Raw genomic sequence first — 14,238 nt, forward strand, 5'->3', positions numbered from 1 at the left:
GCCCCTCACGGCTTGCCTACTGCTTACCGCACAGCGAGACGACCTTCTGCTCCTCCGCCGAGAGGCTGGGGCCGGGGTTGGCAGTGGGTGTGGTCTTGGACTTGTCCGACGACGCGGTGCTCGACGGATCGGGCGAGGCGTTGGACGCCGGAGAGTGCGTGCTGGTTCCCTTGCTGCCGTCGGTTCCCTTGTCGCTGTCGGGCTTGGTCTTGTTCTTGCTCTCGGCGTCCTCGCGCGCGGCCTGCTTCTCGCACGCCGTGGCCTGGACCGCCAGCTCGTCGATCTTCGAACGGGCGTCCGACAGACCGCCTTCGGCGATCGTCGCCTTCACCTGCGTCTGCTGGTACGGCGGCAGGTACTTGAGTTCGATCTCGGGGTGGTCCTTGTTCACCTTGGACAGGTTCACCCAGGCGAGGTCCTGGCTGATGCCGCGGTACAGCGCCACGTGGTCGCCGTTGGCGCCGACGTAGTACTGCGTCTGCGTCCAGCGGTAGCCGCCGTACGCGCTGCCGCCGAGCACGGCGAGCACCAGCAGGGAGTAGACGCTCCGCTTGAGCCACCTGCGGCCCTTGCGGGGCTTCTCGAAGTCCTCGTCGCTGTAGTCGCCGAAGCTGCCCGCGGGCACGTAGCCGGTGGTGTCGCCGCTGCCGGGCGGGCCGAACTCGCCGCCGCCCTGGCCCCTGCCCTGCCTGCCCAGACCGGCGGCGCGGCCGGCGGGGGTCTGCATCATGCCGTTGTCCTGCGCGTTGGCCTGGTTCTCGGCGACGGCGCCGACCACGACCGGCGTGTCCGAGAGCTGCCCGGCGAGGGTGTCGCCCGCGTCCAGGTCGAGGACGTCGGCGATGATCACGGTGATGTTGTCGGGGCCGCCGCCGCGCAGCGCGAGCTGGATCAGCTCCTGCACGGTCTCCTGAGGGCCCTGGTAGCTGGCGAGGGTGTCCTCCATCGTCTGGTGCGAGACGACGCCGGACAGCCCGTCGGAGCAGATCAGATAGCGGTCGCCGGCCCGCACCTCACGGACGGACAGGTCCGGCTCGACGTGCTCGCTGCTGCCCAGCGCACGCATCAGCAGCGACCGCTGCGGGTGCGTGGTCGCCTCCTCCTCGGTGATGCGGCCCTCGTCGACCAGGCGCTGCACCCAGGTGTGGTCCTGCGTGATCTGGGTCAGCACGCCGTCGCGCAGCAGGTAGGCGCGGGAGTCGCCGACGTGCACCATGCCGAGCCGCTGCCCGGTCCACAGCAGCGCGGTCAGCGTGGTGCCCATGCCCTCGAGCTGGGGGTCCTCCTCGACCATGGCGCGCAGCTGGTCGTTGGCGCGCTGCACATAGGTGCCCAGCGAGGTGAGGATGTCCGAGCCGGGGACGTCGTCGTCCAGGGCGACGATGGTGGAGATCACCTCGGAGGAGGCGACCTCGCCGGCGGCCTGGCCGCCCATGCCGTCCGCGATGGCGAGCAGGCGGGGACCGGCGTATCCGGAGTCCTCGTTGCCCTCCCGGATCATGCCCTTGTGCGATCCGGCGGCGAAGCGCAGTGACAGACTCATGCGCACCTCACCCGTCGGCTCCGGGTACATCCGCACTGTGCCCACCCTCCGGTCGGGAGCGCGCCGGGGACCGGTTCGCGGCCCGCCCCCGCACGCTCGCTCGGCTCGCGCTCATTCATGACGTAGCACTACTTCCGCAGCTCGATGACGGTCTTGCCGATGCGGATCGGCGCGCCCAGCGGAATCGGTGTGGGAGTCGTCAGCCGGGTCCGGTCGAGATAGGTGCCGTTGGTGGAGCCCAGGTCCTCGACGATCCACTGGCCGTCCCGGTCCGGGTAGATCCTCGCGTGCCGGCTGGAGGCGTAGTCGTCGTCCAGCACGATCGTGGAGTCGTGTGCCCGGCCGAGGGTGATGGTCTGCCCCTGGAGGGCGACCGTGGTGCCCGTGAGGGTGCCCTCGGAGACGACCAGCTTGGTCGGGGCGCCGCGGCGCTGTCGGCCGCCGCCGCCCGACTGCTGGCGCTGCGGCGGAGGTGCCGCCGCCTGGCGCTGGGCCTGTTGCTGCGGCTGGCGCCCGGCCTCCCGGCGCGACCCCCGCTGGGTGACGCGCGTACCGAACAGGTCGCTGCGGATGACCTGCACGGCCACGATCACGAACAGCCACAGTACGGCCAGGAAACCCAGCCGCATGACCGTGAGGGTCAGCTCTGACATTGCCCCCGCTTCACCCTTCGGCTTGCCGGTAAATGATGGTGGTGCTGCCCACGACGATCCGCGAGCCGTCGCGGAGCGTAGCGCGGGTGGTGTGCTGTCCGTCCACCACGATGCCGTTGGTGGACCCGAGATCCTGGATCGTCGAGGGCGTTCCGGTCCGGATCTCGCAGTGCCGGCGGGACACGCCGGGGTCGTCGATCCGCACGTCGGCGTCGGTGCTGCGGCCCAGCACCAGCGTCGGGCGGGAGATCTGATGGCGGGTGCCGTTGATCTCGATCCAGTGGCGGGTCCGCCCGCCGCCCGCGGGAGCGGACGGCGGCCGGGAGCCGTAGGGCGCGGCGCCGGGACGGCCGCCGGGCGGCGGCGCGGACGGCATCGGGGGTGCCGCGGCGGGCGCGACGGCCGGCGGATAGCCGTAGCCGCCGCCCGGGGCGCCGCCCGGCCGTGCGGCCGGGGCGGGTCCGCCGCCGGGGGCCTGCTGGTCGGTGGAGGAGGCGAGGGTGCGGCTGCGGACCCGGTACAGACCGGTGTCCAGGTCCTCGGCCTTCTCCAGGTGCACCTTGATCGTGCCCATGAAGGTGTAGCGCTGCTGCTTGGCGTAGTCGCGGACCATGCCGGCCAGCTCGTCGCCGAGCTGGCCCGAGTAGGGGCTGAGGCGCTCGTAGTCCGGCGCGCTCAGCTCCACGATGAAGTCGTTGGGGACGACCGTGCGGTCGCGGTTCCAGATGGTCGCGTTGTTGTCGCACTCGCGCTGCAGCGCGCCCGCGATCTCGACCGGCTGGACCTCCGACTTGAACACCTTGGCGAAGGTGCCGTTGACCAGACCTTCGAGACGCTGCTCGAACTTCTTCAGGACTCCCATGGGGCACCTCCTCCGTCGTTGCCGCTCTGTGCTGCCGGGTACCGCCGGTGCGGCTCGCGCCGCCCGTGTTGCTCGTACTGCTTACTGATCGTATCCACGCGCCGGGAAATCGGCTGGTTCCCCCTGTCGGCCCGGTCGAAGGATGTCGCGACGTCCGAGGTCCCGGTGGACCGGATTCCCGGTACGGCCCCTCTTCGAACTCCTCACGGGCGGTGTCCCGCAGGGGGATCGTAGAGGCGGCCGGAGACCAGTGTCCCGCACCCGGCTGTGGAGCTCGCCCGGCTTCTGTGGAGATGCGCGGGACCGGTACGAGGTTGATACGTGAAACGGGACGCGTTGACACGGAAGCGGGCGGAGGGGAGCCGGGACGGACCGGACACGGCGGCGCGGAACGGGCCCGCCGGGACGGCGCGGGGGCGTCCCGAACGGGTGCGGGGCGGGCTCCCGGGGGCGTCCGCCAGAGGCCTTCGGGGGCGGGGAAAGCGAGGTGAACGCACCCTCGACGGCGTGCTAATCTTCTGCATGTCGGACGGCGCGGCGCCACGAAAAGGCCGCAGCCCGAAGGCAACACCCAATGCGCGGGTGGCGGAATAGGCAGACGCGCTGGATTCAGGTTCCAGTGCCCGAAAGGGCGTGGGGGTTCAACTCCCCCCTCGCGCACCATACGAAGCGGGCGGCATCCTCAGGATGCCGCCCGCTTCGTCGTGTCCGCACCTTCTCCGGTGCGGCGAGTGCGCGAGTGCGCGGTCCCGGGGGTGGGTCGGGCGGGTGCTGTGAGTAATGTCTCAGCAGCAAGCCGTGGTGGACGGCGGCGGGCGGGGATCTCGAGCGCGGGCGTGACGCGGGAGCGTGACCCCGGTTGTACGGTCGCCGCGTCGATTCGGTGTTCGTGGTGGAGGCGGTCGGGATGACCGGTAGTGAAGTGGAGACGGCGGGCGCGGAGGCCGGGGCGGCCGAGGCCGGCGTGACGGCTGCGCCGGCCGGGTCGGTTCGGATCCCCTCGGTGCGCGGGTTCGCCCCGCGGTCCGCGCCGGGGTCGCCCAAGAAGGAGGGCAAGGCGCTGCGCGACCGGGTGCCGCGCGCCGCCCACGCCGCGTACGAGGCCCACCCGGACCGGCCGGACGCGGTGAGCGCCGTGGAGGAGTCGGGGCGCGACCGGATTCCCGAGCTCACCCCGATACGGGTCGGCAGGATGACGGCGTCGCCGTTCGCCTTCCTGCGCGGCTCGGCGGGTCTGATGGCCCACGACCTCGCCCGCACCCCGGCCACCGGCATCGGCGCCCAGATCTGCGGCGACGCCCACGCGGCCAACTTCGGCCTGTACGCCGACGCGCGCGGCGGACTCGTCATCGACCTCAACGACTTCGACGAGACGGCGTTCGGCCCCTGGGAGTGGGACCTCAAGCGGCTCGTCACCTCGCTGGTGCTCGCCGGACGCGAGGCCGGCGCCGACGAGGACGCGTGCGCCGCGGCCGCGCGGGACGCGGCGGTCGCCTACCGGCGCACCATGCGGCTGCTGGCGAAGATGCCGGTGCTGGACGCCTGGAACGCCATCGCCGACGAGGAGCTCGTCTCCCACACCGACGCGCACGACCTGCTCGGCACCCTGGAACGGGTCGCGAAGAAGGCCCGCGCCAACACCAGCGGCCGGTTCGCCGCGAAGTCCACCGAGGACGACGGGGACGGCGGCCGGCGCTTCACCGAGGCGCTGCCGGTGCTGCGCCGGGTGCCCGACGCGGAGGCGGCGGCCGTGGCGGCGTCGCTGGCGGAGTACCTGACGACGCTGCCGGAGGACCGGCTGCCGCTGCTCGCCCGGTACGCGGTCCACGACGTGGCGTTCCGCGTCGTCGGTACGGGCAGCGTGGGCACGCGGTCCTACGTCGTGCTGCTCCTGGACCACCGGGGCGAGCCGCTGGTGCTCCAGGTGAAGGAGGCGCGCCCCTCGGTGCTCCTGCCGCACCTGACGGCGGCCGGGCACGCCGTGCCGGAGGTGCCGCACGAGGGGCGGCGGGTGGTGCTCGGGCAGAAGCGGATGCAGGTCGTCAGCGACATTCTGCTGGGCTGGACGACGGTGGAGGGGCGGCCGTTCCAGGTGCGGCAGTTCCGCAACCGCAAGGGCAGCGTGGATCCCGCGGCGCTCGCCGCGGACCAGCTCGACGACTACGGACGGATGACCGGCGCGCTGCTGGCCCGCGCCCACACGCACAGCGCGGACCCGCGGCTGATCGCGGGGTACTGCGGCAAGAACGAGGAACTGGACGAGGCGCTGGCCGCGTTCGCCGTCGCCTACGCGGACGGGGTGGAACGGGGCCACGCGGCACTGGTGGCGGCGGTGGCAGCCGGCCGCGTGCCGGCGGAGCGGGGTGTCTGACCCGGCGGGGCTCCGCCCCGTTTCGCGCGGTTTCCCGCCCTGAGGTCTCTCCCGTGATCCCCGGCGAGGACAGGTGCGGAGCCGCCCGTCGCCGGCGCGGGGCCGCGCCCTGGCGCCCGAGGGCTCGGGAACGCCGGCCGCGTGGCGGGCGCGGGTACGTCGTGGCTGGTCGCGCAGTTCCCCGCGCCCCTTCCGGGCGCGCGGGGCGGTGCCGATGTGTGGCCCCGCCGCGTGGGTGCCGTTCTTTTGGCGGGCCGGGGCCGGTCGTGTCTTACGCTGGGTGGGTGACGACGCCCGAAGCCGAGCCCACCGCATCCGAACCGTCGGCTGACGGTTCGTCCGAACCGCGCCCGGAGGACCGGCTCGAGCGGGCCGTCAGGGCGGCGGAGAACGCCCTGATCGAGTACGAGATCGCCGTCGACACCTTCCGCATCGAGGTCGAGAACTTCTCCCGGCTGCACCACCAGAAGCTCGGCCCGATGTACACCCGCCTCGACGAACTCGACGCCGAGATCGCCGAGGCCAAGGCGGCCCGCACCGGTGACCCCGAGGACCGTCGCGCCGCCGACGAGGCACGCGCCCGGGTCATGCCCATGCCCGGCGTCGAGGAACTGTTCCACGGCTGGATGGACGGCGACGGCCTCTTCCCCGAGGCCGCCGCGATGCTCACCGACCAGCCCGTACGGCCGCCCGAGCGGGTCCGCCCCAGCGAGGAGGCCCGCCGGCGGTACCGCGAACTCGCCCGCAAGGCGCACCCCGACCTCGCCCAGGAGGACGACGAGCGCAAGCGCCGCGAGGAGTTCCTCACCCGGGTCAACGCCGCGTACGCCCGCGGCGACGAGGCACAGCTGCGGGAGCTCGCCGAGGAGTGGGCGGCCGGCCCGGCCCCCGCGGAGCGCGGACCGAGCCGCAGCGAGGAGCTGTACGCCCGGCTGGAGTGGCTCGCCCAGCGCAAGGAGCTGCTCACGGTGGTCGCGCGCGAGCTGGAGGAGAGCGCGATCGGGTCGATGCTGAAGATCGCCCCCGACGACCCCGACCGCCTCCTCGACGAGGTCGCCGAACAGCTCCTGGCCCAGGTCGCCGAGCGCGAGACCGAACTGGCCCGCTGGCGCGACTGAGCCCGTACGGCGCCCCTCGGGGGACGCCGTACGCCCGGCGGACCGGTCCGGTAGCGTCGGGGCCATGCCTTTCGGATCTGGTGTACCCACGGTCGAGGTCGCGGACCTCAAGGACGACGACTTCCTGCTGGACGTCCGCGAGGACGACGAGTGGCAGGCGGGTCATGCCGCCGGGGCGCTGCACATCCCCCTCAGCGACTTCGTGGCCCGCTACGGCGAACTCACCGAGGCCGCGCCGCAGGACGGCCGGATCCACGTGATCTGCCGCTCGGGCGGACGCTCGGCCCAGGTCACCATGTACCTCGCCCAGCAGGGCGTGGACGCGGTCAACGTCGACGGCGGCATGCAGGCGTGGGCGGCGGGCGGCCGCCCGGTCGTGGACGACAAGGGTGAGCCGGGCTTCGTGCTGTAGACCGACCGGAACCTTCCCGCGGACGCTCCCGGCGTCGCCCGCGGTGACCGCCCAGTCCCCGGAGCTGTGCGGGACGGGTGGGGCTGAGTACCGTTCCGGTGCGAACGGGCGGGCGCCGGTGGCACCGGCGCCCGGCGGGACACGACTGCTGGGGAGACGGGGCGGAATGGACAGGTACGACGAGGGCGCGCACCCACGGCGGGCGGCGGCCACCCCCGACGACCATCCACTCCCGTCGGCCGACGCCTCCGATGGCTCCGACGCCTCCGACGGCCCGCCTCCGTCGGGGGGCGCTTCCGAGGGCCCGCCTCCGTCGGCCGATGCCCCTGACGGGACGCCTCCGTCGGCGGACGGTCCGCCCGTCGGCGCTTCCGACGTCCCCGACCACGCCCCCGCCGGGATCACCGCGCTCTCGTTGCGCTACCAGATAGCCGCCGCGCTCGCGCTCGCCGTCGTCGCGGTCGGTGCGCTCGTGCACCTGGGCATGGTGTTCCTGCACGTCGCGCCCTCCAACACGCTGACCAAGCAGCACGGCCGGGCCGTGGACGACTGGATCTACCCCGAGTTCGAGCAGAACTGGAAGCTGTTCGCGCCCAACCCGCTGCAGCAGAACATCGACGTCCAGGTCCGCGTCGACCTCCGTACCGGCGAGGGCGGCGTGCGCACCACCGGCTGGTACGACCTCTCCGCGCTCGACGGAGCCGACATCCGCCACAATCCGCTGCCGAGCCACACCCAGCAGAACGAACTGCGGCGGGCCTGGGACTTCTACTCCTCCTCGCACGACAACGCGAACCGCCCGTCCGGTCTGCGCGGCGAGCTCTCCGAGAGCTATCTGCGCCGTATCGTCGCGCGCCGCGTGGACCGGTTGTCGGCGGAGGTCCGCGAGGGCACCGTCGAGCGTGTCCAGTTGCGGTCCAGTACGAGCAACGTCCAGCCGCCCTCGTGGAGTGCGGAGAAGGTCTCCGACGCCCCGGTCTACCGGGTGCTCCCCTGGTGGACGCTGTCCAGGAACGAAACGACGTCGGGACGGGGGCGGACGCCTGATGGCCCGCGACGACACGGCCGGCCACGGAACGGCCCGCGAGACCGTGAGCCGCGAGCAGGACAGGGCGCCCGGCACCGTGCACGGTGCGCCCGCGCCGGGGCGCCGGCTGTCCGCCTCCCTCGCGCGGGGGATCGCCCGGACCACCGCGACCTCGTTCGGCCCGTACCAGAGCGCGGTCGTCCGGATCGGGTTCTCCTTCACCTGGCTGCTGTTCCTGCTGCGCGAGTTCCCGCACCGGGACGAGCTGTACGGGCCCGACGGGCCCTGGAGCCAGGAGCTGGCCGAGCGGCTGATCGCGCAGAACCATGCCTTCACCGTGCTGATCTGGGCCGACGGCCGCGCCTGGTTCGAGCTCGTCTACGCGCTGGCCGCGCTGTCCAGCGTCGCCCTGCTGCTGGGCCTGCGCACCCGCGCGGCGTCCGTGCTGTTCATGGTGGGCGTGCTGTCGCTGCAGAACCGCAGCGTTTTCATGGGCGACGGCGGCGACAACGTCGTCCACCTCATGTCGATCTACCTGGTGTTCACGCGGTGCGCCCAGGTGTGGTCCCTGGACGCGCGCCGGGAGCGGCGGGCCCGCGCCGCCCGCGCGCGGGGCGAGGCACCGGCGGCGGACCGGGCCGGCCCCGCCCTGTGGGCCGTACTGGGTCTCGCGCTCGCCGTGGCGAGCGCTGCCGGGAAGCTCACCGTCGGCTGGGCGGTCGTGTTCTGGGGGCTGTGGGCCGTACAGGGACTGTGGTGGTACGTCGGCCGCCGGGCGCCGCACGGCGAGCCGCGCATCCTGCTGGACGTCGTCGCCAACCTCGCGCACAACGCCGCGCTGCTCGTGATCATGGTCGAGGCGTGTCTGATCTACTCGACCGCCGGCTGGTACAAGATCCAGGGCTCGCGCTGGCAGGACGGCACCGCCGTCTACTACCCGCTGCACCTGGACTACTTCTCGCCCTGGCCCGAGCTCTCGCAGGTACTGGCGGCCGGCGGGGTGATGGTCATGCTGGTGACCTACGGCACGGTGATCGCCCAGGTCGCGTTCCCGTTCACCCTGCTCGACCGGCGGGTCAAGAACGGGCTGCTGGTGCTCATGATGACCGAGCACGCGGCGATCGCCGTGCTGCTCGGGCTGCCGTTCTTCTCGCTGGCGATGATCGCCGCGGACGCGGTGTTCCTGCCGACGTCCTTCCTGCGGCGCGTCGGCGGGTGGGCGCTGCGGGGGCGGTGGGCGCTGTCCGCCCGCCTCGGCCGCAGGGAGGCCGGGGCGGCCGTGCCCCGGCAGCGCGCGGCGGAGCAGGGTGCCGAGACGCACGTAGGCTCGACGGCATGAACCACCCCGAGGCTGCGGCCTCGTCAAGCGGTCCGTCGTACGGTTTTGGGGCGGCCGCCGCGCCGTACGGTGCCGAGGAGGCCGTGCGGCTCTGGCGCCGGGGTGCCGACGGCGCCGTGCTGCTCGACGGCTTCCACGCGCTCAAGCACGCGCTGCGTTTCGGCGCCCGCGTGCCCGTGGCGGTCGCCGTCGACCGGGCGGCGGCCCTCGCGCTCGCCGACGAACTGGCGCCGGACGTACGGGAGACGCTGGCGGCGCTGCTGACCGAGGTGCCGGAGCCGGCCTACCGGGCGCTCGTCGCCCGGCCGCATCCCACGGGGGTGGCCGCTCTCGCGGACCGCCCGGCGCGCGAGGCGAATCTGCGGGCGCTGGCGCACGCCCCGCGGCGGGCGCCGGTCGTCGTGCTCGACGATCCGCGCAACCTCGGGAACGCCGGCGCCGTCATCCGGCTCGCGGCGGGGTTCGGGGCGACCGGGGTCGTCACGACCGGCACGTTGGACCCCTGGCATCCGGCGGTGGTGCGGGGCGGGGCGGGGCTGCACTTCGCGACGGCCGTGGAGCGGATGGACGTCGCGGAGCTGCCGGCGGGGCCGGTGTACGCGCTGGATCCCGAGGGGGAGGACATCCGTCGGGTGACGCTGCCGGACGACGCGTTGCTCGCGTTCGGCTCCGAGCGCAGCGGGCTCTCGGAGGTGCTGCGAGCGCGGGCGGACCGGTTGGTGGCGTTGCCGATGCGGGCGCAGGTGTCGAGTTACAACCTCGCGACCAGTGTGGGGATGGCGTTGTTCCACTGGAGTGCGGGGGGCGAAGGGGGCGAGTGAGGTGGGGGCGGCGGGGGCTTTCGGTCGCCCCCGCCGCCCCTTCCCTTCCCGGCCTTCAGGGGCTGGGCCCCTTTGCCCCCCCGGGCGCCGTTCAGCTCGGGGGGTTCGGCGTTCGTCGGCGGGTGCGGGTTCGTCGTGGCTTGCCGCGCGGTTCCCCGCGCCTCTCAAGCGGGGCGCCGGACCTCCACCACCCGGAACCGGTTCGCGACGAACGCCGCGTCGCACAGGGCCGCGTTGGCCGCCGGGTTGCCGCCGGAGCCGTGGAAGTCGGAGAACGCGGCGGTCTGGTTGACGTAGACGCCGCCGGTCAGGTTGAGGGAGAGCTGGGCGCACTCCTCCAGACAGACCTCCTCGACGGCCTCCTCGACCTCCGGTGACGTGGTGTACGCGCCGACCGTCATCGCGCCCTTGTCGCGGATCGTGCGCCGCAGCAGTTCGAGCGCGTCGGCCGTGGAGTCGACGGCGACGGCGAAGGAGACCGGGCCGAAGCACTCGCTGAGGTACGCGGCCTCGGCGTCCGGCTTGGCGCCGTCCAGCTTGACCAGCACCGGGGTGCGGACCACCGCGTCGGGGAAGTCGGGGTGGGCCACCTCGCGCGAGGCGAGGGCGACCTCGCCGAGGCCGGGGGCGGCCTCCAGCCGGGCCCTGACGTCGGGGTTGACGAGCGCGCCGAGCAGCGCGTTCGCCCGGGTGTCGTCGCCCAGCAGGCCCTCGACCGCCTTCGCCACGTCCGCGGCGACCTCGTCGTACGTCTTCGGCCCGGCGTCGGTGGTGATGCCCTCGCGGGGGATCAGCAGGTTCTGCGGGGTGGTGCACATCTGGCCGCTGTACAGGGACAGCGAGAACGCCAGGTTGGCGAGCATGCCCCGGTAGTCGTCGGTGGAGTGCACGAGGACCGTGTTGACGCCGGCCTTCTCCGTGTAGACCTGCGCCTGGCGGGCGTGGGTCTCAAGCCAGTCGCCGAAGGACGTCGATCCGGTGTAGTCGATGATCCTGACCTCGGGGCGGGTGGCGAGCGTCTTCGCCAGGCCCTCGCCGGGGCGCTCGGCGGCCAGCGCGACCAGGTTGGGGTCGAAACCGGCCTCGGCGAGCGCCTCGCGGGCGGCCTGGACGGTCAGCGCCAGCGGCAGCACCGCGCGCGGGTGCGGCTTGACCAGCACCGCGTTGCCGGTGGCCAGGGAGGCGAACAGGCCCGGGTAGCCGTTCCAGGTGGGGAAGGTGTTGCAGCCGATGACCAGGGCGATGCCGCGCGGCACGGCCCGGAACGTCTTGGTGAGCACCAGCGGGTCCCGCTTGCCCTGGGGCTTGGTCCACTCCGCGCTGTCCGGGGTGCGGGTCTGCTCCGCGTAGGCGTACGCGACCGCCTCCAGGCCCCGGTCCTGGGCGTGCGGGCCGCCCGCCTGGAGCGCCATCAGATACGCCTGCCCGGAGGTGTGCATGACCGCGTGCGCGAACGCGTGGGTGCGGTCGCTGATCCGCTTGAGGATCTCCAGGCAGACCACCGCGCGGACCTCCGGACCCGCGTCCCGCCAGGCCCGCTGTCCCGCCCGCATGGCGGGCAGCAGCACGTCCACGTCCGGGTGCGGGTACGTCACGCCCAGCTCGATGCCGTAGGGGGAGACCTCGCCGCCGACCCAGTCGTCCGTGCCGGGCTGGCCGAGGTCGAGCCGGGTGCCGCGCAGGGCGTCGAAGGCGGCCCTGCCCGCCGCCGCGTCCAGGCTGCCGTTCTCCCCGTAGGCCTTGGGGTGCTCGGGGTGCGGGGACCAGTACGCGCGGGTGCGGATCGCTTCGAGCGCCTTGTCGAGCGTGGGACGGTGCTGTGTGATCAGCCGGTGCGCGACGGGTTCGGCGGCCATCGGGGAATCAACTCCTCACCTGGGCAGGAACGGGGGGACACGGCTAGAGTAACCGAACGATCGGTCGGGACAAGGGGGTCCGCCGCATCTGTGGACAACCCCGTGCGGGAGGATCGCGCGCATGACAGGACTCGACCTCAGCAGCCCCGTGGCCGTCGTCGGCACCGGCACCATGGGCCAGGGCATCGCCCAGGTGGCGCTGGTCGCGGGCCATGTCGTACGGCTGTACGACGCACTCCCGGGCCGGGCCGAGGAGGCGGCCGCCGCGCTCGCCGCCCGGCTGGACCGGCTCGTGGCGAAGGAACGGATGTCCGCCGCCGACCGGGACGCGGCCGTCGCCCGGCTGCGGCCCGCCGCCGGACCGGCCGAACTCGCCGACTGCTCCCTCGTCGTCGAGGCGGTGGTGGAGCGTCTGGAGGCCAAGCAGGAGCTGTTCCGCGCCCTCGAGGACGTCGTCGACGACGAGTGCCTGCTGGCCACCAACACCTCCTCCCTCTCCGTCACGGCCGTCGGCGGCGCCCTGCGCCACCCCGGCCGCCTCGTCGGGCTGCACTTCTTCAACCCGGCCCCGCTGCTGCCCCTGGTCGAGGTCGTCTCCGGGTACGCCACCGACGTCACCTCGGCCACGCGGGCGTACGGGATCGCGCGCGCCTGGGGCAAGACGCCGGTGGCCTGCGCCGACACCCCCGGCTTCATCGTCAACCGCATCGCGCGCCCCTTCTACGCCGAGGCGTTCGCCGTCCTGGAGTCCCAGGCGGCCGACCCGGCCACGATCGACGCGGTGCTGCGCGAGTGCGGCGGCTTCCGGATGGGCGCGTTCGAACTGACCGACCTCATCGGCCAGGACGTCAACGAGTCGGTGACGCACTCCGTGTGGCGGTCCTTCTTCCGGGACGTGCGCTTCACGCCGTCCCTCGCCCAGCGGCGGCTGGTGGAGTCCGGCAGGCTCGGCCGCAAGAGCGGTCACGGCTGGTACGACTACTCCGACGGGACCGGCGCCGCCGAACGCCCCGAACCGCACACCGCGGAGAAGGCGGAGCCGCCCGCGTACGTCGTGGTCGAGGGCGACCTGGGCCCCGCCGCCGAGTTGCTCACGCTGATCCGCGAGGCGGGCATCCCGGTGCGCGAGGAGGACGAGGACCAGGGCAGCCGGATCGTGCTGCCCGGCGGCGGCCAGCTCGCCCTGGCCGACGGGCAGACCTCCGTGGAGTTCCGGGACGTCGTCTACTTCGACCTCGCCCTGGACTACCGCAAGGCCGGCCGCATCGCCCTGTCCGCCTCCCAGGACACCGCCCGGGCCACGCTCGCCGGCGCCACCGGGCTCTTCCAGGCGCTCGGCAAGGACGTCAGCGTCATCGGGGACGCCCCCGGCATGATCGTCGCCCGTACGGTGGCGCGGATCGTCGACCTCGCGCACGACGCCGTCGCCAAGGGCGTGGCCACCGAGGAGGACATCGACACCGCGATGCGCCTGGGCGTCAACTATCCGCTCGGGCCCTTCGAATGGAGCCGTCGGCTCGGCCGCAACTGGGCGTACGCCCTCCTCGACGACCTGCATCTGCGCGACCCCTCCGGTCGTTACGCGCCGTCCCTCGCGCTCTACCGCCACGCGTACGCCTCCGAGAAGCGGGAGGGCACCTCATGACCACGGCCCGGCGCGACACGTACACCCCGCAGAGCCTGCTCTCGGTGGCCGTGCGGGTCTTCAACGAGCGCGGCTACGACGGCACCTCCATGGAACACCTCTCCAAGGCGGCCGGTATCTCCAAGTCGTCGATATACCACCACGTCAGCGGCAAGGAGGAGCTGCTGCGCCGGGCCGTGAGCCGGGCGCTGGACGGCCTCTTCGGGATCCTCGACGAGCCCCCCGCGTGCGAGGGGCGCGCGGTGGAGCGTCTGGAGTACGTGGTGCGGCGCACGGTGGTGGTGCTCACCACCGAACTGCCGTACGTGACACTGCTGCTGAGGGTGCGTGGCAACACCGGCACCGAGCGGTGGGCGCTGGAGCGCCGGCGCGAGTTCGACCACCGGGTGGCCGAGCTGCTCAGGGCGGCGGCGGCCGACGGGGACGTGCGCGGGGACGTGGAGGTACGGCTGGCGACGCGGCTGCTCTTCGGGATGATCAACTCGATCGTCGAGTGGTACCGGCCGGACGGGCGCGGCAGCGGCGCCGCCGAGCGGGAGATCGTCGACGCGGTGGTCCGGATGGCGTTCGCGGGGCTGAGGCAGGGCTGAG

11 protein-coding genes, 1 tRNA gene and 1 pseudogene are annotated in these 14,238 nt (G+C 73.2%); 9 read left to right on the top strand and 4 right to left on the bottom strand.

Annotated elements, in window-relative coordinates; genetic code table 11:
- Positions 1–16: 16 nt before the first annotated feature.
- From QFZ64_RS18015 to QFZ64_RS18025, 3 genes are all read right to left on the bottom strand, one after another.
- Positions 17–1,543: a Stp1/IreP family PP2C-type Ser/Thr phosphatase gene (locus QFZ64_RS18015; protein ID WP_307066949.1), complete on the bottom strand. Its 1,527-nt coding sequence runs from the start codon at positions 1,541–1,543 to the stop codon at positions 17–19.
- Positions 1,544–1,671: 128 nt separating this feature from the next.
- A complete protein-coding gene (locus QFZ64_RS18020; RefSeq protein WP_030376905.1) occupies positions 1,672–2,196 on the bottom strand; it encodes an FHA domain-containing protein in 525 nt (174 codons plus the stop codon).
- 10 nt (positions 2,197–2,206) lie between these two features.
- Positions 2,207–3,058 (bottom strand): DUF3662 and FHA domain-containing protein, encoded by an 852-nt coding sequence (locus QFZ64_RS18025; protein WP_307066951.1) that lies wholly within the window; start codon positions 3,056–3,058, stop codon positions 2,207–2,209.
- Positions 3,059–3,634: 576 nt separating this feature from the next.
- Here QFZ64_RS18025 and QFZ64_RS18030 point away from each other — a divergent pair.
- The 7 genes and pseudogenes from QFZ64_RS18030 (at position 3,635) to QFZ64_RS18060 (ending at position 10,146) form a co-directional block, all read left to right on the top strand.
- Positions 3,635–3,721, top strand: a tRNA-Leu gene (locus QFZ64_RS18030).
- 244 nt (positions 3,722–3,965) lie between these two features.
- Positions 3,966–5,429 carry a DUF2252 domain-containing protein gene (locus tag QFZ64_RS18035; protein WP_307066954.1) on the top strand — a complete coding sequence of 488 codons (1,464 nt, stop codon included), beginning with the start codon at positions 3,966–3,968 and terminating at the stop codon, positions 5,427–5,429.
- Positions 5,430–5,713: 284 nt separating this feature from the next.
- Complete coding sequence (locus tag QFZ64_RS18040; protein WP_307066956.1) at positions 5,714–6,547, top strand: hypothetical protein; 834 nt, start codon at positions 5,714–5,716, stop codon at positions 6,545–6,547.
- Between the two features lie 64 nt (positions 6,548–6,611).
- A complete protein-coding gene (locus QFZ64_RS18045) occupies positions 6,612–6,959 on the top strand; it encodes a rhodanese-like domain-containing protein (protein ID WP_307066958.1) in 348 nt (115 codons plus the stop codon).
- A gap of 484 nt (positions 6,960–7,443) precedes the next feature.
- Positions 7,444–7,950 (top strand): annotated as a pseudogene (locus QFZ64_RS35380) (DUF5819 family protein); the annotation flags it as partial.
- 55 nt (positions 7,951–8,005) lie between these two features.
- Positions 8,006–9,325, top strand: a complete 1,320-nt coding sequence (locus QFZ64_RS18055) for an HTTM domain-containing protein (RefSeq protein WP_307066960.1) — start codon at positions 8,006–8,008, stop codon at positions 9,323–9,325.
- Positions 9,322–10,146, top strand: coding sequence for an RNA methyltransferase (locus QFZ64_RS18060; RefSeq protein WP_307071753.1), 825 nt, complete (start codon positions 9,322–9,324; stop codon positions 10,144–10,146). The genes QFZ64_RS18055 and QFZ64_RS18060 overlap by 4 nt, the downstream gene beginning before the upstream one ends.
- A 164-nt stretch (positions 10,147–10,310) precedes the next feature.
- Here the strand turns inward: QFZ64_RS18060 and paaN are convergent, their stop codons facing one another.
- Positions 10,311–12,002: a phenylacetic acid degradation protein PaaN gene (gene paaN, locus QFZ64_RS18065; RefSeq protein ID WP_307066962.1), complete on the bottom strand. Its 1,692-nt coding sequence runs from the start codon at positions 12,000–12,002 to the stop codon at positions 10,311–10,313.
- Positions 12,003–12,123: 121 nt separating this feature from the next.
- On the opposite strand from paaN, the gene QFZ64_RS18070 reads away from it, so the two are divergent.
- Together QFZ64_RS18070 and QFZ64_RS18075 are read left to right on the top strand one after the other, a co-directional pair.
- Positions 12,124–13,647: a 3-hydroxyacyl-CoA dehydrogenase gene (locus QFZ64_RS18070; RefSeq protein WP_307066964.1), complete on the top strand. Its 1,524-nt coding sequence runs from the start codon at positions 12,124–12,126 to the stop codon at positions 13,645–13,647.
- Entirely contained in the window at positions 13,644–14,237 is a 594-nt protein-coding gene (locus QFZ64_RS18075; protein WP_307066966.1) for a TetR/AcrR family transcriptional regulator, read from the top strand. The genes QFZ64_RS18070 and QFZ64_RS18075 overlap by 4 nt, the downstream gene beginning before the upstream one ends.
- Position 14,238: the final 1 nt, after the last annotated feature.

This window comes from Streptomyces sp. B3I8, assembly GCF_030816915.1.
Taxonomy (GTDB): domain Bacteria; phylum Actinomycetota; class Actinomycetes; order Streptomycetales; family Streptomycetaceae; genus Streptomyces.